Origin of the sequence: Kribbella sp. NPDC051620 (assembly GCF_044453825.1) — a bacterium.
In the GTDB taxonomy this organism is placed as follows: domain Bacteria; phylum Actinomycetota; class Actinomycetes; order Propionibacteriales; family Kribbellaceae; genus Kribbella.
In genome coordinates this window covers 1-22,516 of the sequence record NZ_JBITDB010000005.1, presented here as the reverse complement: position 1 = coordinate 22,516, position 22,516 = coordinate 1, and the positions used below count along the sequence as shown (strand labels likewise).

General features: G+C 69.0%; 22 protein-coding genes. 7 read left to right on the top strand and 15 right to left on the bottom strand.

The annotated features are described in order from the left end of the window. The first annotated feature begins 142 nt into the window (after window positions 1-142). Both ACIA12_RS24630 and ACIA12_RS24625 read left to right on the top strand, forming a co-directional pair. Entirely contained in the window at window positions 143-1,327 is a 1,185-nt protein-coding gene (locus ACIA12_RS24630; protein WP_396369423.1) for a glycosyltransferase 87 family protein, read from the top strand. Further along, window positions 1,324-2,496, top strand: a complete 1,173-nt coding sequence (locus ACIA12_RS24625) for a glycosyltransferase 87 family protein (RefSeq protein ID WP_396369422.1) — start codon at window positions 1,324-1,326, stop codon at window positions 2,494-2,496. The genes ACIA12_RS24630 and ACIA12_RS24625 overlap by 4 nt, the downstream gene beginning before the upstream one ends. Here the strand turns inward: ACIA12_RS24625 and ACIA12_RS24620 are convergent. From ACIA12_RS24620 to dnaK, 5 genes are all read right to left on the bottom strand, one after another. Beyond that, window positions 2,442-2,978, bottom strand: coding sequence for a GNAT family N-acetyltransferase (locus ACIA12_RS24620; protein ID WP_396369421.1), 537 nt, complete (start codon window positions 2,976-2,978; stop codon window positions 2,442-2,444). The two genes, ACIA12_RS24625 and ACIA12_RS24620, sit on opposite strands and share 55 nt — an antisense overlap. A 277-nt stretch (window positions 2,979-3,255) precedes the next feature. Next, window positions 3,256-3,714 carry a heat shock protein transcriptional repressor HspR gene (locus ACIA12_RS24615; RefSeq protein WP_396369420.1) on the bottom strand — a complete coding sequence of 153 codons (459 nt, stop codon included), beginning with the start codon at window positions 3,712-3,714 and terminating at the stop codon, window positions 3,256-3,258. Further along, a complete protein-coding gene (gene dnaJ, locus ACIA12_RS24610; RefSeq protein ID WP_396369419.1) occupies window positions 3,714-4,892 on the bottom strand; it encodes a molecular chaperone DnaJ in 1,179 nt (392 codons plus the stop codon). Before dnaJ ends, ACIA12_RS24615 begins: the two co-directional genes overlap by 1 nt. 29 nt (window positions 4,893-4,921) lie before the next feature. After that, window positions 4,922-5,626, bottom strand: a complete 705-nt coding sequence (grpE, locus tag ACIA12_RS24605) for a nucleotide exchange factor GrpE (RefSeq protein WP_396369418.1) — start codon at window positions 5,624-5,626, stop codon at window positions 4,922-4,924. Beyond that, on the bottom strand, window positions 5,623-7,494 hold the full coding sequence (gene dnaK / locus ACIA12_RS24600) for a molecular chaperone DnaK (RefSeq protein ID WP_396369417.1): 1,872 nt from the start codon (window positions 7,492-7,494) through the stop codon (window positions 5,623-5,625). Before dnaK ends, grpE begins: the two co-directional genes overlap by 4 nt. Before the next feature lie 230 nt (window positions 7,495-7,724). Between dnaK and ACIA12_RS24595 the strand changes: the two genes are divergently transcribed. Beyond that, the gene (locus ACIA12_RS24595) at window positions 7,725-8,210 is read left to right on the top strand and encodes a GNAT family N-acetyltransferase (RefSeq protein ID WP_396369416.1); all 486 of its coding nucleotides are present in this window, start codon (window positions 7,725-7,727) and stop codon (window positions 8,208-8,210) included. On the opposite strand, the gene ACIA12_RS24590 is transcribed toward ACIA12_RS24595, so the two are convergent. Beyond that, entirely contained in the window at window positions 8,207-8,644 is a 438-nt protein-coding gene (locus ACIA12_RS24590; protein ID WP_396369414.1) for a phosphoribosyltransferase family protein, read from the bottom strand. The genes ACIA12_RS24595 and ACIA12_RS24590 overlap by 4 nt on opposite strands. 293 nt (window positions 8,645-8,937) lie before the next feature. On the opposite strand from ACIA12_RS24590, the gene ACIA12_RS24585 reads away from it, so the two are divergent. Next, entirely contained in the window at window positions 8,938-9,846 is a 909-nt protein-coding gene (locus tag ACIA12_RS24585; RefSeq protein ID WP_396369413.1) for a DUF559 domain-containing protein, read from the top strand. 21 nt (window positions 9,847-9,867) lie between these two features. Here the strand turns inward: ACIA12_RS24585 and hutI are convergent, their stop codons facing one another. From hutI to hutH, 9 genes are all read right to left on the bottom strand, one after another. Then, complete coding sequence (gene hutI, locus ACIA12_RS24580) at window positions 9,868-11,031, bottom strand: imidazolonepropionase (RefSeq protein WP_396369412.1); 1,164 nt, start codon at window positions 11,029-11,031, stop codon at window positions 9,868-9,870. Continuing rightward, on the bottom strand, window positions 11,028-12,338 hold the full coding sequence (locus tag ACIA12_RS24575; RefSeq protein ID WP_396369411.1) for a formimidoylglutamate deiminase: 1,311 nt from the start codon (window positions 12,336-12,338) through the stop codon (window positions 11,028-11,030). Before ACIA12_RS24575 ends, hutI begins: the two co-directional genes overlap by 4 nt. Next, window positions 12,335-13,609, bottom strand: coding sequence for an allantoate amidohydrolase (locus ACIA12_RS24570; RefSeq protein WP_396369410.1), 1,275 nt, complete (start codon window positions 13,607-13,609; stop codon window positions 12,335-12,337). Before ACIA12_RS24570 ends, ACIA12_RS24575 begins: the two co-directional genes overlap by 4 nt. A gap of 85 nt (window positions 13,610-13,694) precedes the next feature. After that, the gene (locus tag ACIA12_RS24565) at window positions 13,695-14,624 is read right to left on the bottom strand and encodes an ABC transporter substrate-binding protein (protein WP_396369409.1); all 930 of its coding nucleotides are present in this window, start codon (window positions 14,622-14,624) and stop codon (window positions 13,695-13,697) included. A 73-nt stretch (window positions 14,625-14,697) separates the two neighbouring features. Continuing rightward, on the bottom strand, window positions 14,698-15,348 hold the full coding sequence (locus tag ACIA12_RS24560) for an ABC transporter permease (protein ID WP_363814513.1): 651 nt from the start codon (window positions 15,346-15,348) through the stop codon (window positions 14,698-14,700). A 1-nt stretch (window position 15,349) separates the two neighbouring features. Continuing rightward, complete coding sequence (locus tag ACIA12_RS24555; protein WP_396369408.1) at window positions 15,350-16,003, bottom strand: ABC transporter permease; 654 nt, start codon at window positions 16,001-16,003, stop codon at window positions 15,350-15,352. Continuing rightward, window positions 16,000-17,001 (bottom strand): ABC transporter ATP-binding protein, encoded by a 1,002-nt coding sequence (locus ACIA12_RS24550; protein ID WP_396369406.1) that lies wholly within the window; start codon window positions 16,999-17,001, stop codon window positions 16,000-16,002. The genes ACIA12_RS24555 and ACIA12_RS24550 overlap by 4 nt, the downstream gene beginning before the upstream one ends. 141 nt (window positions 17,002-17,142) lie before the next feature. Further along, entirely contained in the window at window positions 17,143-18,798 is a 1,656-nt protein-coding gene (gene hutU, locus ACIA12_RS24545) for a urocanate hydratase (protein ID WP_396369405.1), read from the bottom strand. Window positions 18,799-18,813: 15 nt separating this feature from the next. Continuing rightward, a complete protein-coding gene (hutH, locus tag ACIA12_RS24540; protein WP_396369404.1) occupies window positions 18,814-20,343 on the bottom strand; it encodes a histidine ammonia-lyase in 1,530 nt (509 codons plus the stop codon). Between the two features lie 166 nt (window positions 20,344-20,509). Here hutH and ACIA12_RS24535 point away from each other — a divergent pair, with 166 nt between their 5' ends. Genes ACIA12_RS24535 through ACIA12_RS24525 form a run of 3 tightly spaced genes read left to right on the top strand, consistent with a single transcriptional unit; the run spans window position 20,510 to window position 22,404 of the window. After that, window positions 20,510-21,433 carry a GNAT family N-acetyltransferase gene (locus ACIA12_RS24535; RefSeq protein WP_396369403.1) on the top strand — a complete coding sequence of 308 codons (924 nt, stop codon included), beginning with the start codon at window positions 20,510-20,512 and terminating at the stop codon, window positions 21,431-21,433. Beyond that, window positions 21,430-21,621 (top strand): hypothetical protein, encoded by a 192-nt coding sequence (locus ACIA12_RS24530; protein WP_396369402.1) that lies wholly within the window; start codon window positions 21,430-21,432, stop codon window positions 21,619-21,621. Before ACIA12_RS24535 ends, ACIA12_RS24530 begins: the two co-directional genes overlap by 4 nt. A gap of 24 nt (window positions 21,622-21,645) precedes the next feature. Continuing rightward, entirely contained in the window at window positions 21,646-22,404 is a 759-nt protein-coding gene (locus ACIA12_RS24525; protein WP_343974427.1) for an IclR family transcriptional regulator, read from the top strand. Window positions 22,405-22,516 lie beyond the last annotated feature (112 nt).

Below are 22,516 nucleotides of genomic sequence, written 5' to 3'. Positions count from 1 at the left end.
CGTCCATTCTGCGGCTTCGACACCCGCCCGGCCGTCACTCTTTGGAGTGATGGCCTGTTGCGATCGGTCATCCGTTGCAGTGAGCAAGGAGGGCTCTTGACGGCGATGTGGCCGACGGGGTCCGGCCGCGAGGCTCGAAAACATGACCACAAGTCCCGTTCTCGAGCCGGTGAAGACCCGGAACCTGCTGCCGTACTTCGCCATGGGGGCGGTCGCGATCGTCGCCCTCTGTGTGGCGCTCTGGCCTCCGTCGTCCTCGATGTCCGACCTGCGCGTGTACTACGCGGCAGCCAAGGGCCTCGTCGACGGTGAGGACATCTACACGATCCACCACAAGTACCCGGGGATGGGCCTGGGCTTCACGTATCCACCGTTCGCGGCGATGATCATGGCCCCGCTGGCGATCGGCGAGCACTTCGCCCGGCTGCTGATGACCATGTTGTCGGCCGTCTCGCTCCTGACGGTCGCCTTCGTCACCGTCCGTACGGTCCGGCCGCTCTGGTCCCGGGACCGCGCTCTCGTCGCCGGACTGAGCTTCGCGGCGCTGGGCCTGCTGCTCGAGCCGGTGCGGTCGACCTTCGGGATGGGACAGATCAACCTGGTACTGCTGGCACTGCTGCTGGTCGATCTGCTCGGCTACACCCCGCGGCGGTTCCGCGGTGTGCTGGTCGGTGTTGCCACCGGCATCAAACTGACGCCCGGCATCTTCATCGTCTTCCTGCTGGTCACCAAGCGCTTCCGCGAGGCAGCCGTCGCGACTGCCGCGACCGCCGGCACCCTGCTGCTCGGCTACCTCGTGATGCCCGGCCCGACAGTGGACTTCTGGACCCGCTACATCTTCGACCCGGGACGCCCGGGCCCGGCGCACTACATCAGCAACCAGTCGATCCGCGGGGCGATCGCCCGGATCACCCAAGGCTCCACCATGACCGCTCCGCTTTGGTTGCTGGGCGCAATGATCATCGGTACCGCCGGCCTGCTGATCGCCCGACGCCTGTACGCCGCCGGCCGACCGCTGGACGCCTTGGTCGCGACCGGCGTCACCGGGCTACTCGTCTCCCCGATCTCCTGGTCGAACCACTGGGTCTGGGCACTCCCCGCCGTCGCCGTCGTGTGGTCGTGGGCTGCGCGTAGTACGGCGATGAAGGTGTTCGCCGCCACCTGGACGGTCGTCTTCCTGACCGGACTGCCATGGCACGCCCCCTGGGCACACGACCAGGAGTTTCACCACACCTTCCCGCAAGCCCTGGTCGGCAACTCCTACGCGATCGCCGCAATCGCCTTGCTGGCAACGGGCTTTCTCACCCAACCGAAGGAGGTGCGATGAAAGCGCTGTACGACAACCTCATGCGCCACCGCCTTCACCTGCTGATGCTGGCGCTCCTGCTCACCCCACTGCTGTACTTCACCTGGTCCGGCAACGTCGATCTCAACGTCTACCGCACCGGCGGCTACGCCTACCTGCACGACATCAGCCTGTACTCCGAGGGTTTCGGGCGACTCGTCCCCTGGATCGCGCTCCCCTTCACCTACCCGCCACTCGCCGCGGTGCTCTTCGTCCCACTCCACTTGCTCCCGATGCCCCTGGCCGACCTGGCCATGTGCGCGGGAAGCGCGGCGGCCCTGACGGTGACCATGCTGCTGATCGCCTACCGGCTGCGCGGCTGGAACAAGCCGGCCATCATGCTCGGCCTGGCCGCGACCGTCGCGGCCTTCGCCTTCGAACCGATCCGCTCGACCATCGGCTTCGGGCAGATCAACCTCATGCTGATGGCGCTTGTCGCGCTGGACTGTCTACTGCCCAAGACCCGCTGGCCTCGCGGCGTTTTGGTCGGCCTCGCGGCGGCCATCAAGCTCACGCCGGCTGTGTTCGTCGTCTATTTCCTGGTACGCCGTCAGTACCGCGAGGCAGCCGTCGCAGTGGGAACGTTCCTGGGCTTGGGCGTGCTCGGATTCGCACTCGCCCCGGCCGACTCCGCGAAGTACTGGTTCGGGGTGCTGCTCGATCCGGATCGGATCGGCGGAGCAACCTATGCCTACAACCAATGCTTCAAGGCGGTGCTGCAGCGCGTGCTGACCGAGGGGCCGGCCCAGTCGTCGCTGTGGCTCGGGTTGGTGGCGGCGACCGGCGTCCTGGCAGCGGTGGTTGCTCGCCGGGCGCGCAGGTCAGGTGATGATGTGCTCGCGCTGCTGGCAATCGCTACCTGGGGGCTGCTCGCGTCGCCGGTCAGCTGGTCGCACCACTGGGTGTGGATCGTCCCAGCCGCTCTGTACTTCGTCGTCCACCGACGCTGGTGGATGCTGGCGGCAACCACTGTCTTCGCCCTCGGACCGCACCAGTTCCTCGACCCGGAAGGCCGCCACTGGTCCGGGCCCGAGCAGATCGTCGGCGCCAGTTACGTAGTACTGGGACTGGCCTTCCTCGTCGCCGCCGCGCTACCTCAGCCTTTGAACTCCGAGGCGCGAATCCGGTACACCTGCAGGTTCAGGTCGTAGTACTTGTCGGTCTCGCCGACCCACTCCATCCCGAGCCGGGTGGCGGTCGCGATCGCGCGCTTGTTGTTCGGCCGGGCGACCGCGAACAGCTCGTCGGTCGAGCCCTCGTCGAACGCGTACTTCATCAGCGCCCGGCTCGCCTCGCTCGCGAACCCGTTGCCCCAGGCGCTCGGCCGCAACTGCCAGCCGATCTCCAGGTCCTCCTCGTACGGCGGGAGCAGCCGGATCAGCAGCCCGCCGACCACCTCGCCGTCGTCCTTCCGCGTCACGGCCCAGCGTCCGGCCGGAACCACGAAGTTCGGCTGGGCCTCGATCCAGGCCTGCAGGATGACCCGCATGGTCGCGGCATCGGTGACCTTGTCGATCGCCGGCGACAACCACTGAGCCACATCGGCCGAGCCGTAGATCTCCAGCGCGGCGTCGGCATCGTCTTCTTCCCAGTCCCGGATCAGCAACCGGTCGGTCTCCAAGGTGAGCGTCACCTCGCCAGCGTAGGCGGTGACCGGAAACGGGCGAAAGAAGCGAGGAAGCCCCCGGACCTGGGGTGGTCCGGGGGCTCCGGCCGGGGGCCGTCTCGGGGTGACGGCGCCCGGCACGGCCGGAGTCGTCCGAGGGGGAGGGACGAACTCCGGCCGGGGCCGGAGACACCTGGGGGGATTCAGTGTCTCCGGGCACCGGCAGCTTCTGGGGGGAGAAGCCGCCGGCCGAGCCGGGCGCCCCGCGGGGGTTGGAGCGCCCGGAAGTACCAGTGCCCAGCGTCTAACGCTGGCCCAGCTCAAGAGGCTGAGTGCGGATCCAGCGGGTGGTGGTCTGCTGGCGGCCCATGGCGATCACGTCGCCGGCGGGACCCGCCGAGAAGACCCGGCTGCGCTGGGTCTGCTGGCGGGAGACGCCGACGCCGCGCTGGACCTCGGCGAGGAGCTGGTTCACCCGGTGGCGCAGGCCCTCGACCTCCGACTGGAGCTCGAGGATGTGCCGGATCCCCGCCAGGTTCACCCCCTCCTCCTGCGACAGGTGCTGCACGTACCGCAGCTTCGCCACGTCGTACGCCGAGTAGCGCCGCCCGCGCCCACTCGCCCGGCTCGGCGTCACGAGCCCGAGCCGGTCGTACTGCCGCAGCGTCTGCGGGTGCATGCCGGCCAGCTGGGCCGCCACCGAGATCACGTAGATCGGGGTGCGGTCGTCCCAGGTCGGCACCTGGTTGAACGGGATGCCCATCAGGAACTCCCGAACAACCCGGCGCGCAGATCCGGCTGTGCCGACGCGGTGTTGAACTCCTGCAGCTTGGTGCGCTGCTCGTCGGTCAACTCGTGCGGCACCTGCACCTCGATGGTCAGCAACAGGTCACCCTTCGACCCGTCCCGGCGCACCGAGCCCTTGCCACGAACGCGCAACTTGCTGCCGTTCGCCGTACCGGCCGGGATCCGAACCGTGACGGGCAGGCCGTCGAGCGTCGGGACCTTGATCTCGGCGCCCAGCGCGGCCTCGGTGAAGCTCACCGGCACCGCCAGGGTCAGGTGCTCACCCTGCCGGCCGAAGATCCGGTGCGGCTTGACGTGCACGCTCACGTAGAGATCCCCTGCGGGTCCCCCACGCTCGCCTGCGGCGCCCTTGCCCTTGAGCCGGATCCGCTGACCGTCCTGCACGCCCGCGGGGATGCGGACCTGCATGGTCTTGCTCGACTGGCCGCGGCCGGAGCCGTGGCAGGTCTCGCAGGGCTGGTCGACGACCAGGCCACGACCCTTGCACTCGGTGCACGGCTCGGTCATCGCGAAGACGCCACCCTGGACCGAGGTCTGCATACCCGTGCCTTCGCACTTCAGGCAGACCTTCGGCACGGTCCCGTACTTCGCCCCGGTGCCGCGGCACGTCTTGCAGGGCTCGTCGCTGGTCATCCGGAGTGCGACGGTGACACCGTTGACGGCCTCGGCGAACTCGATCGTCGCCTCGGTCTCGATGTCGGCGCCACGCCGCGGGCGGGCCGTCGAGGTGGTGGTCGTCGTGCGGCCACCACCACCGAACATGCCGCCCAGGATGTCGCCGAGACCGCCGCCACTGCCACCGGCCTGGCCGCCCCGGTTGAACAGGTCGCCGACGTCGAAGCCGAATCCCTGTCCACCCTGCGCCCCGCCGCTGCCCGGCATCCGGAAGCCACCACTGCCGAACAGCCGGCGGGCCTCGTCGTACTCCTTGCGCTTCTTGGTGTCCCCGACCACGTCGTACGCCTCGGAGACCTCCTTGAACTTGGCCTCGGCCGACGCGTCCCCGGCGTTGGAGTCCGGGTGGTACTTGCGCGCCAGCTTGCGGTACGCCTTCTTGATCTCGTCCTGCTCGGCCGTCTTGGAGACGCCGAGAACCTTGTAGAAGTCCTTCTCCAACCAGTCTTTCGTGCTCATCGGCGCCCCACCTCCTCGGGGAGAATCCTTTACTCCGTAGGCTTGTCGGCCTCGTCAGCGTCGGCCTGGTCGGCCGGGAGCTGCTCGGTCGGTTCGGAGACCGCGACCCGGGCCGCGCGCAGGATCCGCTCGCCGAGGCGGTACCCCGGTTGCATCACCAGCGTCGCGGTCGGACCGTCGACCTCGTCGGAATAGTTGTGCAGCAGGGCCTCGTGGATCCGCGGGTCGAAGGGGTCCCCGACCTCGCCGAACTTCGTCAGGCCGAGCTTCTCGGTGACCCGCTCGACCGACTCGGCGACGGCCTTGAAGGCCCCCTCGAGCTCGCCCGCCTCACGGGCTCGGCCGATGTCGTCCAGTGTCTGCAGCAGTTCGGTCAGCACCGATCCGATGACGAGCTCGCGGTTCGTCTCCCGGTCCCGGTCGACCCGGCGCTTGTAGTTCACGTACTCCGCCTGCAGTCGCTGCAGGTCGGCCGTACGCTCGGCAAGTGCCTCGGTCAGCAGGGCTTCCTGGGCCGACGGGCCGGCGATCAGGTCGGACGGATCACGCGGCGGCTGGGCGCCCGGAGTACCGGGCATGCCTGCTGTCGCGCCACCCGCGCCGGCACCGCCCGCGGGGGCCGCCGACTGCTCGGCGGGCTCCCGCAGGTTCCCGGTCTCCGGGTCGATCCGGCGCTTGTCCCGGACGACTGGCTCGCCGTCGCCGAACTCGCTGCCTTGATCGCGATCGGTCACTTGGTGTCCTCAGGCTTGCTGTCCTGCGGGCGGTCCTCGTCGACGATCTCGGCGTCGACGACACCGTCGTCGTCGTTGCTGCTCGCGTTGCTGTCGTCCGAGGACGCGCTCTCGTCCGATCCGCCGGCGGCCTGGGCGTTCGCGTACATCGCGGCACCCATCTTCTGGCTGGACTGGGCGAGCTTCTCCGACGCCGCCTTGATCGCGTCGTCGTCGGTGCCCTCGAGCGCCTTCTTCAGCTCCGCGACGCCGTCCTTGACCTCGGTCTTGACGTCATCAGGGACCTTGTCCTCGTTCTCCTGCAGGAACTTCTCGGTCTGGTAGACCAAGCCCTCCGCCTGGTTGCGGGACTCGACCGCCTCGCGGCGCTTGCGGTCCTCCTCGGCGTACTGCTCGGCGTCGCGGACCATCTGGTCGATGTCGGTCTTCGGCAGCGCGGAGCCACCGGTGACCGTCATCCGCTGCTCCTTGCCGGTGGCCAGGTCCTTGGCGTTGACGTGCACGATGCCGTTGGCGTCGATGTCGAAGGTGACCTCGATCTGCGGGACATTCCGAGGAGCGGGCGGCAAACCAGTGAGTTCGAAGTTGCCGAGCGACTTGTTGTCGCGGGCCATCTCGCGCTCGCCCTGGTAGACCTGGATCATCACCGACGGCTGGTTGTCCTCGGCGGTGGTGAAGATCTCCGAGCCCTTGGTCGGGATCGTCGTGTTCCGCTCGATGATCTTGGTGAAGACACCGCCCTTGGTCTCGATGCCCAGGCTCAGCGGGGTCACGTCGAGCAGCAGGACGTCCTTGACCTCACCCTTCAGCACACCGGCCTGCAGGCTGGCGCCGACGGCGACGACCTCGTCCGGGTTGACGCCCTTGTTCGGGTCCTTGCCACCGGTCAGTTCCTTGACCAGCTCGGCTACCGCGGGCATCCGGGTGGAGCCACCGACGAGGATGACGTGGTCGACCTTCGACACGTCCACGCCGGCGTCCTTGATGACGGCCTTGAACGGCGCGCGGGCGCGCTCGAGCAGGTCGTTGGTCAGCTTCTGGAACTCGGCCCGGGAGAGCTTCTCCTCCAGGTGCAGCGGGCCGGAGTCGGTCAGGCTCAGGTACGGAAGGTGGATGCTCGTCTCGGCGGCGCTGGAGAGCTCGATCTTGGCCTTCTCCGCGGCCTCCTGCAGCCGCTGCATGGCCATTTTGTCGCCGGACAGGTCGGTGCCGTTCTTGTTCTTGAACTGGGTCACCAGCCACTGCACGATCCGCTGGTCCCAGTCGTCGCCACCGAGGTGGTTGTCACCGGAGGTGGCCTTCACCTCGAAGACGCCGTCACCGATCTCCAGCAGCGACACGTCGAAGGTGCCGCCACCGAGGTCGAAGACCAGGATGGTCTGCTCGGTGCCCTTGTCCAGCCCGTACGCCAGCGCGGCCGCGGTGGGCTCGTTGACGATCCGGTGCACGTTCAGGCCGGCGATCTCGCCGGCCTCCTTGGTCGCCTGGCGCTGCGCGTCGGAGAAGTAGGCCGGCACGGTGATGACCGCGTCCGTGACCTGCTCCCCGAGGTACGCCTCGGCGTCCCGCTTCAGCTTCTGCAGCACGAAGGCGCTGATCTGCTGCGGGGTGAACTTCTTGCCGTCGATCGAGACGTTCCAGTCCTCGCCCATGTGGCGCTTGACGGAACGGATCGTGCGGTCGACGTTCGTGGTGGCCTGGCGCTTGGCCACCTCGCCGACCAGGACCTCGCCGTTCTTGGCGAAGGCCACGACCGAGGGCGTGGTACGAGCTCCCTCGGCGTTGGGGATGACGGTGGGCTCGCCACCTTCCAGTACGGCGATGACGGAGTTCGTCGTACCGAGATCGATACCGACCGCGCGGGCCATGTGTGTTACCTCCACGAAGTTGAGTGATACAGACTCAAGTTTGCCTCCCGGATCCGCCGGTTTCAAATCGGACCGTGGGTCCAGATCTGCAGACTTGAGTTCACCTGGCTCAACATTGCACCACCGGTGGTCCATTCCCAACCCCCGCCCCCGAATTTCAGGGTTCGGGCCCGGTAAGGCCCTGATCGGACCCCTGCCGCGGAAGGGTCTCCGCATGGGAAGGTGTGCTCGTGAAACTCCGCCCCCTGACGTCAGCCGACGAACCGGCCGTGCTCGCCCTGAACGCCGCCGCCGTAGAGCAGACGGACCCGCTGGGCCCCGACCGGCTGGACTGGCTCCGGCTGATCGCCGCCCACGCCGCCGTGGTGGAGATCGAGGGCGAGATCGCCGCCTTCGTCCTCACCTTCGTGCCCGGCTCCGCCCACGACTCCCTCGACTTCCAGTGGTTCGCCAACACCTACGCCGACCGCTTCCTGCACCTCGACCGGATCGTCGTCGCCGAGGCGTACCGCCGCCAGGGCGTCGCCACCGCGGTCTACCGCGCCGTCGAACGCGCCGCCAAGCCCTACGACCGCCTGGTCGCGCGGGTCCAGTCGGACCCGCCCGACCACGCCTCGCTGGCCTTCCACGCCGCCCGCGGCTTCGTCGAGGTAGGCAAACTCCGCAGGCCGAACGGGACCACCAGCGCGATGCTCTCGAAGGAACTCGCGGACTAGAGGGTCCGTACGTCGAGCAGTGCCCTGATCGGCAGGTCATGGCGCAAACGGGGGTCCATCAGCCCGTCCACGATGACGGCGGCGCCGATCCAGTGCGCGCCGCAGTCATCGACCAACTGCCGCACCACCCGCGCCGTCGCCCCGGTATCGGCCCAGTCGTCGACCATCAACACCCGATCGCCGGCCCGCACCAACTCGCGCCGGAACCCGAAGTCGACGTGCCGATCCCGATAGTCCGGCCCGGTCGTCCGCAGCACCCAGCGATCGCTGTCATGCGCCGGCCCGCCGTTCTTCCGCACCTCGACGAACCCGACACCGAGCGCCGCCGCGGTCAACGCCCCGACCAGCGACCCCCGCGACACCGGCCCCAGGACCACGGTCGGCGTCGCCGAGTACAGACTCCCCAACGCCGGCCCCAACTCCCGCAGCAGCACGGCATCCCGCCACCACCCGGTCAGATCGGCGTAGCTACTTCAGGTCCCACCATCGGTCTGCCACCGAAACGCGGACCGCAGCCGCCGCCCCACTTCACCCTTGGACATACCTCCAGGGTGCCTGCCCACCGCCCGGCCCGCACCCCAATTACCCGGACCGCCAGCCCATCAAAGGAGGGTCGGCCCCGCGGCCGCGCGGCGTGGCGCGCCGGATTCGGCAGGCATTGGTGGGGTGGCGGTCCGCCTGTGGACAACAGCCGACGCCTCACGGCGGAATCGGCCACCATCGGCAGATGCCGGTGGTCCAGCTCATCCGCCTGTCAGGTGGCACTGCGACCTTCGCCGAGTTGCGAGCGTCGGCGTCCGGCCGCGCCATCCGGAAGGCCCTCGCGGCCGGCTCGATCCAGCGCGTCGCCAAGGGGGTGTACGCCCTGCCGCCGGCCGGAGACCCTGACGCGGCCGCTCGTGCCCAGGGCGGCGTCGTGTCGCATCTGAGCGCGGCCATCCTGCACGGATTCGACGTACTCGAGGCGCCACCGGCGACACAGGTGACGGTCCCGCGGGGACAGCACCGACGGGCGAGTACGCTCGCCTGCCACCTGCACTGGGCGGACGACGTTCCCGCGCTCGACGGCAGGACCACCAAGCTGCGGACCGTCCTCGACTGCGCTCGCACGCTGCCGTTCGCGGAGGGCCTCTGCGTGGCCGATTCGGCGCTCCGCGAGGGCGTCGTCCAGCGCGACCAACTGGTTGCCGCGGCTGCGACCCTCGCGGGCCCGGGCAGCGCGCGTGCCCGGCGGGTTGCCGCGGACGCGGACGGTCGGGCAGAGTCGCCTCTGGAGTCCGTACTCCGTGCCGTGCTCCTCGAGGCCGGCATCGAGGAGTTCGTCCCGCAGTGGGTGGTACAGGACAGGACCTTCTCAGCGCGGATCGACCTCGCCCATCCGCGCATGAAGCTCGCGCTGGAAGCCGACAGCTTCGCTCACCACGGCACTCGGAGCGCTCTCGCCCGGGATTGCCGGCGGCACACGAACCTGACGGTCCGCGGCTGGCGCATGCTCCGGTTCTCCTGGGAGGACGTGATGCTGGATCCGGGGTGGGTGGTTGACGTCGTCTTGCGGGCTCTCGGACCGCCACCCCATCAAGCGGCCGCCGTCGTGACGGCGATACGTCGTGTGCGGCGCCCCGCAAGGGGGGTTTGATGGCCTGGCGGTTCGGCGGCCCTACCCTTCCCGACCAGCCACGAAGGTCCGAGTCACCAGGGGGACGCCGGGGCGGTAGGCGAGGTGTAGGTAGGAGGGGGCGTCCAGGACGGCCAGGTCTGCGCGGGCGCCGATGGTGAGGCGGCCGATGTCGGGGCGGCGGAGGGCGGTGGCGCCGCCGGCGGTGGCTGACCAGAGGGCTTCGGCCGGCGTCATGTGCATTTCGCGGACGGCGAGGGCGATGCAGAAGGGCATCGAGGAGGAGTAGCCGGAGCCGGGGTTGCAGTCGGTGGCCAGGGCGATCGTTACGCCGGCGTCCAGGAGGCGGCGGGCGTCCGGGTACGGCGAGCGGGTGGAGAACTCGATCGCGGGGAGGAGGCCGGCTACGACGCCGGCTGAGGCCAGGGCGTCTACGTCGGCGTCCGTCAGGTAGGTGCAGTGGTCCGCAGCGGCCGCGCCGACCTCGCAGGCGACCTGTACGCCGGGCCCCTCGCCCAACTGATTCGCATGGACCCGAGCCGACAACCCCGCCGCCTGGCCGGCCCGCAGGATGGTGCGGGCCTGGTCGGCGTCGAAGGCGCCTCGCTCGACGAAGACGTCCACCCATTTGGCGTGCTTCGCCGCGGCCGTCAGCATCGGACCGGTCACCAGGTCGACATAGCCCGCCGGATCGTCGGCGAACTCCGGCGCCACCACGTGCGCCCCCAGGTACGTCGTCTCGTCGGTGAAGCCGGAAGCGATCGCCAGCGAGCGCGCCTCATCACCGACCGTCAGCCCGTAGCCCGACTTGATCTCCACCGTCGTCGTCCCCTGCCGGCGCATCTCGGCGACCAGGCGGGCCACGTTCGCCGTCAACTGCTCGTCGGCCGCCGCACGGGTCGCGGCGACCGTAGTACGGATGCCACCCGCGCTGTACGGCGTACCGCTCATCCGCGCCGCGAACTCCTCAGCGCGATCCCCGGCGAAGACCAGGTGCGAGTGCGAGTCCACGAACCCCGGGATGACCGCCCGATCACCACAGTCGGTCGACGCATCCGCCGCGGGTGCTGCTCGCCGCGAGCCGACCCAGGCGATCTTGCCGCCCTCGATCACCAGCGCCGCGTCGCGCAGTTCGCCGAGCGGCCCGCCGTGCGCCGGGTCGTTGGTCACCAGCGAACCGATTCCGGTCAGCAGCTGGGAACTCATCGCGTCACCGCCTCGATCGAGGCAGCCAGTTCGGCACCGACCGCCAGCTTCACATGATTGCCTTCAGCCACAACCTGTACTCCGCCGGCCACCACGTCGGTCACATCAGCGGCCGACGCCGCGAAGACCGCAGTCTCCACCGACCCACCAGTTCCCGCCGTCCGCACACTGTCCAGCCGCAGCGCGACCAGATCCGCCCGAGCGCCGACATCGATCACGCCCGCGTCCCCGAACCCGATCGACCGATGTCCCGCCACCGTCCCGGCAGCGAGCAGCTCAGCCGCCGTCCAATGCCCGCGTTCCTGCGACGCCAGCCGCTCATCGAGCTCAACGGCTCGCATCTCCTCGAACAGGTCGATCACCGCGTGGCTGTCAGATCCCAACGTCAGCGGCGATCCCGCGTCCCGCAACGCCACCGACGGCCCGATGCCGTCGGCAAGATCCCGCTCGGTCGTCGGACAGAAACACGAGTACGTCCCGGTACTCCCGAGCAGCCCGACATCCACCGGAGTCAGGTGCGTCGCATGCACCGCACTCGTCCGCGGCCCGAGGAATCCGGACTCGTCCAGCAGTTGCGAAGGAGTCCGCCCGTACGCCGCCAGGCAGGCCTGGTTCTCCGCCACCTGCTCGGAGAGATGGACATGCAAAGGGGCCTTGGGCAACGCGTCGGCGACGGCGGTGAGCTGATCGTCCGGCACTCCACGCACCGAGTGCGCCGCCGCCCCGATCACCACGTCATCCGCTCCACGAAGGTCGCGGACCCGAGCAGCCCAACCCGCCGCATCCCCGTCGCTGAAGCGTTTCTGCACCTCGTTCAGCGGCTGATCGATGCCCCCGGCCACGTAACACGTGTCCAGCAAGGCGATCCGCAGCCCGGCATCCTGCGCTGCCGCGATCAACGCGGCACCCATCGCGTTCGGCTCGTCGTACGGCTGGCCGCCCGGCCCGTGATGGAGATAGTGGAACTCCCCCACCGACGTGATCCCGGCCAGCACCATCTCGCCGTAGACCGCCCGCGCCAGCCGGTAGTAGCTGTCCGGCGTGAGCACCGACGCCACGGAGTACATCTGCTCACGCCAGGTCCAGAACGTCCCGCGCTCGGTCTGCGCACGACCCCGCAAGGCCCGGTGGAAGGCGTGACTGTGACAGTTCGCCAGCCCCGGAATCACCAGTCCAGCAAGCCGTACAGCATCACCAGGCTCAGCGCCGACCTCAACCGAAGCGAAGCGGCCATCAGCGACCGTGACCAGCACAGACGACGCGGGACCTGAAGGCAGCAAGGCCTGGGAGCACCAGTAGGAGGTCACCGCGCAAGCTCCTTCAACACCGTCGCCAGCGCCTCGACGCCGGCCAGGCAGTCATCCATCTCAGCATGCTCGGCCGGTGAGTGCGAGATGCCGGTCGGATTCCGCACGAACAGCATCGCCGTCGGGATCCCCGCATCGGAGAACACCCCGGCGTCATGCCCGGCCCCGGTCGGCAACACCGGCGCACCATCCAGTACCGCGCTCAGCCGATCCCGCAACCCCGGCTGGAAGTCCACGACCGGCGACACCGACTCCGGCACCATCTCAACCGCGGTCCCATCCCGCTCAGCCCGCTCGGCAGCCTGCCTGGTGATTGCCGCCAGCAACGACTCCAGCACCTCCGCCGACGCGGCCCGGGCATCCAGCCACGCGGTCACCTGCGACGGTACTGCGTTGGTCCCGTTCGGCTCGACAGCAAGCCTGCCGAAGGTAGCCCGCGCACCCGCCAGCCGCGCCTGCTTGTTCGCTGCCAGAGCGGTCATCGCATACGTCAGCATCGGGTCGTGCCGGTCTTCCATCAGCGTCGTACCGGCGTGGTTGGCCTCACCGGTGAAGGTGAACCGGAACCGCCCGTGCGGCCAAATCGAGCTGGCCACCCCCACCGGCGCGGTCAATGCGCGCCCTTGCTCGACATGCAGTTCGACGAACGTACCCATCCGCGAGAGCAGCGGCGACGGTCCCACCCGATCCAGATCGGCACCGCTGTCCTTCAGCGCGTCAGCCAACGAGACACCCGTACGGTCCTGCAGCGCGAGGGCCTTCTCGGGCGTCAGCACCCCGGTAGCGATCCGCGACCCGAGACACGGCATCCCGAAGCGTGACCCCTCCTCCTCGACGAAAGCGCCGACACCGATCGGCACGGACGGTACGAACCCCTCGGCCCGCAGTCGATCCACCGCCGACAACGCCGAGACCACCCCGAGCGGCCCATCGAAAGCCCCACCGTCGATCACCGAGTCGAGGTGGCTACCGGTCACCACGCCGGGCAGCCGCGCTCCCTGGGCCGAGCTGACACCAGCCGCCTGCGCAGACGCGGGCAGCGACCGGGTCGAACCCGCCGACCGCGCGACCTCGCCCGGTTCCCACCAGGCGACCAGGTTGCCGATGCCGTCGGACTCGACCACCAGTCCGCGCTGGGCGCACTGGTCGAGGAACCAGGCGGTCGCCGCTCGCTCGGAGGGGGTCCAGCCGCCGCGGTGATAGCCGCCGGTCGAGGGGTCCTTGCCGATCGCGGCAAGATCGGCCCACAGCTGCTCGAACGACTCAGTCACGCACACTCCTTCGACGCAGAGACAACGCACAGACATGGCAAGGGGTCGCCGGGACGGCTGTCCCGGCGACCCCCAGCGGTTCAGATCAGGACAGCGGGTTCTTGCTCAGCCAGTCGGTGGCGACCGCCTTGGCGGACTCCTTGCCGACGTCGATCCGCTTGACCAGCTCGGTCAGCGACTCGGTGGTGAGCTTGGCCGACACCTTGTTCAGCACGTCGCTGATGTTGGCGCCGTTGTGGTCGGTCCGGATCAGCGGCACGATGTTGTTCGGCGGCAGGATGTTCTCCGGGTCCTCCAGCTGGACCCAGCCGTTGTCCGCGATCACCGACTGGGTGGTGAAGAAGTTCGACAGCTGGATCTGGTTGGTCTGCAGCGCCTTGGTGCTCAGCGGGCCACCCGCGTCCAGCGTCTTGTACTCCTTGAACTCGACGCCGTACTTCTCCTTCAGCCCCTTCAGCCCGGCCTCGCGGACCTTGAACTCCGAGCTGCCGCCGGCCACCATCTCCTTGGAGTGCGCCTTCAGGTCCGACAGCGACTTCAGGTTGTACTTGGCGGCGGTCTCCTTGTTGACGACGATGGTGTCCTCGTCGGCGGCCGGGGACTTGTCCAGCACCTCCAGGCCGGCCGGCAGCGCCGCCTTCAGCGCGTTGTACGCCGCGTCGTCCTCGGTCTCGGTGGCGCCCTTCTTGAAGTAGTCCAGCGCCGCGCCGGTGTACTCCGGCAGCAGGTGCACCGAGCCGTCCTTGATCGCCGCCATGTAGGTCTCGCGGTTGCCGATGTTCTGCTGGTACTTGACGTCGACGCCCTTGGCCGCGAGGGCCTGGCCGTAGATCTCGGCCAGCAGCTGGCTCTCGGAGAAGTCGGCCGAGCCGACGGTGATGCTCTTCACCTCGCTCGGCGCGGGTGAGGTGCCCCCGTCGCCGCTGGACAGCGGATCGCCCCCACCCCCACAGGCAGCCAGGCCGAGGACCGCGACCCCGGCAATCGCAGTACGGATGAGTGTGTTTCTCAACACGGGAGCCTCCAGGATTTCGATGGATACCGGCGAACGCCGCCGGTGTTCGGTGCCGAGGGATGGGTTCCGGCCATCAGTCGACCCGCAGTCCTTTGGAAACGGTGATCCGGCCGGCCAGCGCGAACAGCAGGTCGAGCAGGATCGCCAGCAGTGCCACCAGCAGCGCCCCGCTGAACATCTGCGGGAAGTCGCGCAGCTTCAGTCCGTCCACGACGTACCGGCCCAGCCCGCCGAGCGAGACGAGCGCGGCGATGGTCGCGGTGGAGACGATCTGCAGGGTGGCCGCGCGCAGACCGGAGATGATCAGGGGCAGCGCGATCGGGATCTCCACCTTGGTCAGGATCTCCCGGCCGGTCATCCCCATCCCACGCGCCGCGTCGATCGTGGCCGGATCGACACCGGACAGCCCGGCGTACGTCGAGGTCAGGATCGGCGGGATGCCGAGCGCGACCAGCGCGATCAGCACCGGCAGGAAGCCGATCTGGTTGGTCAGCAACACGGCGATCATCAGCAGCCCGAGGCTGGGCAGCGCGCGGGCCGCGTTGCCGATGTTGATCGCCAGGAACGCGCCGCGCCGGGTGTGCCCGATCCGCAGGCCGATCGGCAGCGCGATCAACGCGGACAGGCCGAGGGCGGCGAAGGTGTACCAGATGTGCTGGATGATCCGGGCTGTGATGCCTTCCGGACCGGACCAGTTGAACGAGTCGAAGAGGTAGTCGAGCATCTCAGGCCTCCCGCACCGGAGCGATGACGCGGGCCCACGGGGTCAGCACGCGTTGCAGGGTGACGATCAGCAGGTCGGCCAGCAGCGCGAGCAGCAGGGACAGCACGACGCCGACCACGACCGGCGTGAGGAAGTCCTTCTGGAAGCCCAGCGTGAACAGCTCGCCCAAGCCGCCGATGCCGATCACCGCGCCGACGCTGACCATCGAGATGTTGGCGACCGTGACGACCCGCAGACCGGCGAAGATCACCGGTACGGCGATCGGCAGGTCGATCGTCAGCAGCCGCCGGGCCGGGCCGTAGCCGACCGCGATGGCCGCCTGCCGGACCTCCGGCGGGACCGAGCGCAGACCGTCGATCACGTTGCGGATCAGCAGCGAGACCGCGTAGATGGTCAACGCGATGATGATGTTGATCCGGTCCAGCACCCGGGTTCCGAGGATCACCGGCAGCACGATGAACAGCGCGATCGAGGGCAGCGAGTAGAGCACGCCGCCGAGCGCGATCAGCGGGTTGGCCAGCCAGGCGAACCGGGTCGCCACATAGCCGAGCGGGATCGCGATGAGCAGCCCGAAGATCACCGGCAGGATCGCCAGGTACACGTGCTCGCTGAGCTGGTCCCAGATCAGCGAAAGGTTGTCGCCGATCCAGGTCATGACCGCAGCGCCCCGGCGAGGATGGCGTGGTCGACGATGCCGATCGCCTTGCCGGTCTCGTCGACGCAGACACCCTGCTGGGTCGGCGAGGTCAGCAACGAGTCGAGCGCGGCCCGCATCGAGTCCGACTTGGTGAACACCGGGCCGACCGGGAGCAGGTCCGCGGCGCCGTTGCGCCAACCCGTCGGGCGGCCGGCCTCGTCGAGTACCAGCTCGGCCGGAAGCGGACCGAACTCGAGCTCGCTGATCTGCAGAAACGTAAGCGCCCGGTAACCGCGGTCCTGACCGACGAAGCTCTCGACGAACGGGTCCGCGGGGTTGGCCAGCAGCTCCGCCGGCGGCGCGAACTGAGCCAGCTTGCCGCCGACCTTGAGCACCGCGACGTTGTCGCCGAGCTTGATCGCCTCGTCGATGTCGTGCGTGACGAACACGATCGTCTTGCCGATGTCGCGTTGCAGCCGGAGCAGTTCCTCCTGCAGCTGGTGCCGCACGATCGGGTCGACGGCGCTGAACGGCTCGTCCATCAGCATGATCTTCGGATCCGCCGCGAGCGCCCGGGCGACGCCGACTCGTTGCTGCTGGCCACCGGACAGCTGGGCCGGGTACCGCTCGGCCAGCTTGAGATCGAGGCCGACCCGCTCGAGCAGCTCCATCGCCGTGGCGCGGGTCTTCTTCTTGTCCCAGCCCAGCAGCTTCGGCACCGTGGCGACGTTGTCGACCACGGTCTTGTGCGGGAACAGCCCGGCATGCTGGATCACGTAGCCGATCCTGCGCCGCAGGGTGACCGGATCGCCGGCATTGATGTCCTCGCCGTCGATCGAGATCGTCCCGCTGCTGCGCTCGATCGTCCGGTTGATCATCCGCAGCGAGGTGGTCTTGCCGCAGCCCGAAGGTCCGACGAACACGGTGATCTCGTTGCTCGGGATCCGCAGGCTCAGCTTGTCCACGGCCACGGTGCCGTCCGGATACTGCTTGGTGACGTCTTCGAACTCGATCATGGCGCCCCTTCGCGCTCGTCGGAGATCGCGGAGCCGATCCTAGGGGAACGAGAGCCCGCCAACACGTGATTGGCAGGTATCTCGTTCCTTAAGAAAGTGCACCTTAGCGCTACGGATTGCCTCGGTCGCACTGTGCAGCGATCAGTTCTCCCGCATCGGGATCCTGACCCCTCGTTCGGCGGCTACTTCTTCTGCTCGTTCGTACCCGGCATCCACGTGCCGGATCACCCCCATCGCGGGGTCGTTGCTCAGTACCCGCTCCAGCTTCTGCCGCGCAAGATCGGTGCCATCGGCAACCGACACCTGCCCGGCGTGGATCGAGCGGCCCATGCCGACGCCGCCACCGTGGTGGATGGAGACCCAGGAGGCGCCGCTGGCGACGTTGACCATCGCGTTCAGCAGCGGCCAGTCGGCGATCGCGTCGGAGCCGTCCAGCATGCCTTCGGTCTCCCGGTACGGCGAGGCGACGCTGCCGGTGTCGAGGTGGTCGCGGCCGATCACGATCGGCGCCTCCAGCTCACCCGAGGCGACCATGTCGTTGAACCGTACGCCGGCCTTGTCCCGCTCGCCCTGGCCGAGCCAGCAGATCCGGGCCGGCAGCCCCTGGAAGGCCACCCGCTCCTGCGCCATCTTGATCCACCGGGTCAGGTGCTCGTTGTCCGGGAACAGGTCGAGGATCGCCTGGTCGGTCTTGTGGATGTCCTTGGGGTTCCCCGACAGAGCCGCCCACCGGAACGGGCCCTTGCCCTCGCAGAACAACGGCCGGATGTACGCCGGTACGAACCCAGGAAACTCAAAAGCCCGGCTGTACCCGGCCTTCCGCGCCTCGTCCCGGATCGAGTTGCCGTAGTCGAACACCTCGGCGCCGGCGTCCTGGAAACCGACCATCGCCGCGACGTGCCGCGCCATCGAGGCCTGCGCGCGCTCGGTGAACCCGGCTGGGTCCTTCTCGCGAGCGGTCGCCCAGTCGTCGAAGTCCACGCCCACCGGCAGGTACATCAGCGGGTCGTGTGCCGAGGTCTGGTCGGTGACGATGTCGATCGGGGCGCCCAGCTCGAGCAGCTCCGGCACGATCACCGCGGCGTTGCCCAGCAGACCGATCGACAACGGCCGGCGAGCCTTCTTGGCCTCCTCGGCCAGCCGCAGCGCGTCACTCAGGTCCTTGGCCCGTACGTCGAGGTACCGGTGCTCGATCCGGCGGTCGATCCGGCTGCCGTCGACGTCGATACAGATCGCGACGCCGTCGTTCATCGTGACGGCCAGCGGCTGCGCGCCGCCCATCCCGCCGAGGCCGGCGGTCAGGGTGATGGTGCCGGCGAGCGTACCGCCGAACTTCTTCGCGGCGACCGCGGCGAACGTCTCGTAGGTGCCCTGCAGAATGCCCTGGGTGCCGATGTAGATCCACGAGCCGGCCGTCATCTGGCCGTACATCGTCAGGCCCAGCGCCTCGAGCCGGCGGAACTCCTCCCAGTTGGCCCAGTCGCCGACCAGGTTGGAGTTCGCGATCAGCACCCGCGGCGCCCACTCGTGCGTCTGCATGACGCCGACCGGCTTGCCCGACTGCACCAGCATGGTCTCGTCGTTCTTCAGCGTGGTCAGCGTTCTGACCATCGCGTCGAAGGAGTTCCAGTTGCGCGCGGCCTTGCCGGTACCGCCGTAGACGACGAGCTCGTCGGGGTGCTCGGCGACCTCCGGGTCGAGGTTGTTCTGCAGCATCCGCAGGGCGGCCTCCTGCGGCCAGCCCTGGGCGGTGAGGGTGGTACCGCGAGGGGCGCGAACAGGACGTGGTCCGGACATGTGTGATCCAGCCTCTCAGTTCAGTGGGCCGGTGACGGCCTCGACAGCGGACAAGTAGGTGCCGTCAGCAACCAGCTGGACGGAGTGTTCGATCTCAGGGGCAAGGTGCCGGTCAGTGCCGGGTCCGTCGACATGCTCACGCAGCTTGCTCCGTACTGCGGCCGTCGCGGGCGACGGCTCGAGTGGTGCTCGCATGTCGAGCGCGCGGGCGGCGGTGAGGATCTCCACCGCCAGTACGCGCTGCAGACCGTCGATGCTCTTGCGCAGCTTGCGGGCGGCGGACCAGCCCATCGAGACGTGGTCCTCCTGCATCGCGCTGCTCGGGATCGAGTCGACGCTGGCCGGTACCGCGAGCCGCTTGAGCTCGGACACGATCGCGGCCTGCGTGTACTGCGCGATCATGTGCCCGGAGTCGACGCCCGGATCGTCGGCCAGGAAGGCGTTCAGCCCGTGGTTGCGGGCGACGTCGAGGAACCGGTCCGTACGCCGCTCGCTGATGCTGGCCACGTCGGCCACGGCGATCGCGAGGAAGTCGAGCACGTAGCCGACGGGCGCGCCGTGGAAGTTGCCGTTGGACTCGACGCGGCCGTCCGGCAGGACCACCGGGTTGTCGATCGCGGCGGACAGCTCGTAGCCGGCAACGGAGGCGGCATGGGTCGCCGTGGCGCGGGCGGCGCCGTGCACCTGCGGCGAACAGCGGAGTGAATAGGCGTCCTGGACGCGGTTGCAGTCAGGACCGCGGTGGCTTGCGACGATCCCGCTGTCGCTGAGTACCGCGCGCAGGTTGGCGGCCGAGGCGGCCTGTCCGGGGTGGGGGCGGAGTGCCTGCAGGTCTGCGGCGAACACCCGATCGGTGGCGAGCTGACCCTCGACGCTCATCGCGGCGGCGATGTCGGCCGTCTTTAGCAGCCGGTCGAGGTCTGCCAGCGCGAGCACCAGCATGCCGAGCATGCCGTCGGTGCCGTTGATCAGCGCGAGGCCTTCCTTCTCGGCGAGGACGACCGGCTTGAGTCCGTGCTCGGCCAGCGCCTCGGCGGTGTCGCGCAGGTTGCCGTCCGCGTCACGGACCTTGCCTTCACCCATCACTGCGAGCGCGACGTGGGACAGGGGTGCGAGGTCGCCGGAGCAGCCGAGGCTGCCGTACTCGTGGACGACCGGGGTCAGCTGAGCGTTCAGCAGCCCGGCGTACGCCTGAGCAGTCTCGACCCTCACGCCGGTACGACCGGTGGCGAGCGTGGAGAGGCGCAGGAGTGCGAGGGCGCGGACGACCTCAGTCTCGACCTCCGGGCCCGAGCCGGCCGCGTGGGACCGGATGAGGCTGCGTTGCAGCTGGGCCCGCAGCTCGGGCGCGATGTGCCGCGTCGCGAGTGCTCCGAATCCGGTGGAGACGCCGTAGTGCGGGGTGTCCGCATGCGCGAGCGCCTCGATCGCCGCCCGCGACTTGGCCATCTCCTCGAGCGCCTGGTCGTCGATCCGTACCGGCGCCCCGTAGCGCGCCACCGCGACGACGTCCGCCGGGCTGAGCGGCCCGACACCAACTGTCACTACCTGGGAGGTTCGCCCCTGAGCTATCTGCGTGGTCACCCGCCCATTGCACCGCGCCCCGCCCCCTACCGACAGCACCGCCACCCACCATCCGTCTCAGACCCGAGACACCTGCAGTTCAGGGCTGACCTGCCGCGGAGACCCGAAGTGGAACTAGGGTCGGGGGATGGGGTTTGAGGTGCGGGCGGCTACGCCGGGTGACGCGGTGGGGATTGCTGGGGTTTGGGCTGCGGCGATGCCGCACCTGGTGAAGACGGCTCGGGGGATCGAGGCGGAGCTCCGCACCGGTAGCTCGCGGATCGTGCTGATTGCGGTCGAGGACGACAGCGACGCGGTGGTCGGTTACGGCAACATCTACCTGCCGGCCCCCGACGAGCCCGCACCACGGGTACGGATCACCGTGCATGTGTCACCTGCCAGCCGGGGGCGTGGCATCGGCAGCGCACTCGCCGACCAGATCAGCACCGCCGCGGCGGCGGCCGGTGCCCACAAACTCCTGGTCGTGGTCAACGACGAGGACGCCTCGAAAGACTTCGCGATCCACCGCGGCTTCGAGATCGGACGACGGATGGCGCACTCGCGCGCCGACCTCACCGCCGTACCGGAGCCGGCGCCGGTACCTGCCGACCTGCGGCTCGCCGACTTCACCGAGGTCGACCCGCGGCGCCTCTGGGAGGCGAACGCAGCCGTCGGCGACGACGACCCGAGCGGGTTGTCGCACACCCCGGAGTACGACGAGTGGCTCGCCAGGGACTGGGGTCACCCGGATCTGCGACGGGACCTGAGTATCGCGCTGCTCGCCGGCGACCAGATCGTCTCGTTCGTGAGCACGACGGCGGACGAGGACCGCCGGGTGATCTGGTCCAACCTGACCGGTACCGTTCCGGCGTACCGGGGTCGCGGGCTGGCGAAGGTGGTGAAGTCGGCCGCGCTCACGCGGAGTCGCGACGCGGGGTTCGAGCAGGCGTTCACCGGCAACGACGCGGCCAACAAGCCGATGCTCGCGGTCAACGAGTGGCTCGGCTACCGGATGGCCGCTGCCGCCTGGACGGCCGAGAAGACCCTCGAGCCGGCAGAGCAGCAGCGGTGAGCCGATTTCTGCTGTCGTTGGTTTTCTTCGCCGCGCTGTCCATCGGGGCCGGATTCCTGCTGTCGGGTGACGACTTCTTCGACTGGGGGACGGCGCTCGGGCTGTTCGGGCTGGCCCTCCTGGGCGAAGGGCTGCGGCTCCGGATCCGGCGCGGACGCACCAAAACCCGTCAATCGTCCGAAATCTGAGACGGGCGGGCTACCCTCACTGTTGTGAGCGGCAACGTTCCCGCCTCGACCCGCACTCTGCGGGTGCTGACGTTCCTGGCCACCCAGCCCGGACCGGTACCGATGGAGCGCATCGCCTCCGCGGTCGGACTGCCACGCTCTTCGACCTACCACTTGCTGAAAGCAATGATCAGCGAGGGCTTCGTGGTGCACCTGCCGGAGGAGAAGCGCTACGGACTCGGCGTTGCCGCCTTCGAGATCGGCTCCGCGTACCTCCGCCACGACCCACTCGAGCGGCTGGCCAGGCCGTTGCTGGCCCAGCTCGTCGCCGAGGTCGGTCAGACAGCGCACCTGGGCGTGCTGCATGGACGCGAACTCGTCTACCTCCTGAAGGAACAGCCCCCGCGGCCGGTAACCCTGGTCACCGACATCGGCGTACGCCTCCCCGCGACCCTGACCGCGTCCGGGCGCGCCCTGCTCGCCGCGCTGCCGCCGGCCCAGGTCCGCGCCCTGTTCCCCACTCCCGAGAGCTTTGTACGCCGTACTGACCACGGGCCGCAGACCTTGAGTCAGCTCCGTCGGATCCTCGCCGACGAGAAGCGGCAGGGGTACGCGGTGGAGGACTCCCACATCACTCCTGGCGTCGCCTCGGTTGCGAGTGCGGCGGTGGACTATGCGGGGCATCCGGTGGCGGCGATCAGCATCAGCTTCCGCACTGATGCGGTCCCGGCCGGCGAGCGGTTCCTGCTTGCTCGCCGGACGCGGCAGGCAGCGGATGCGCTGACCCGCCGGCTGAGTCACTGAAAAGGTCGGTGAACGCATTAAGGGCCACCCATTGCTGGGTGGCCCTTAACAGTGTGAATGTCCGGCGACGTCCTACTCTCCCACGACCTACCGGTCGCAGTACCATCGGCGC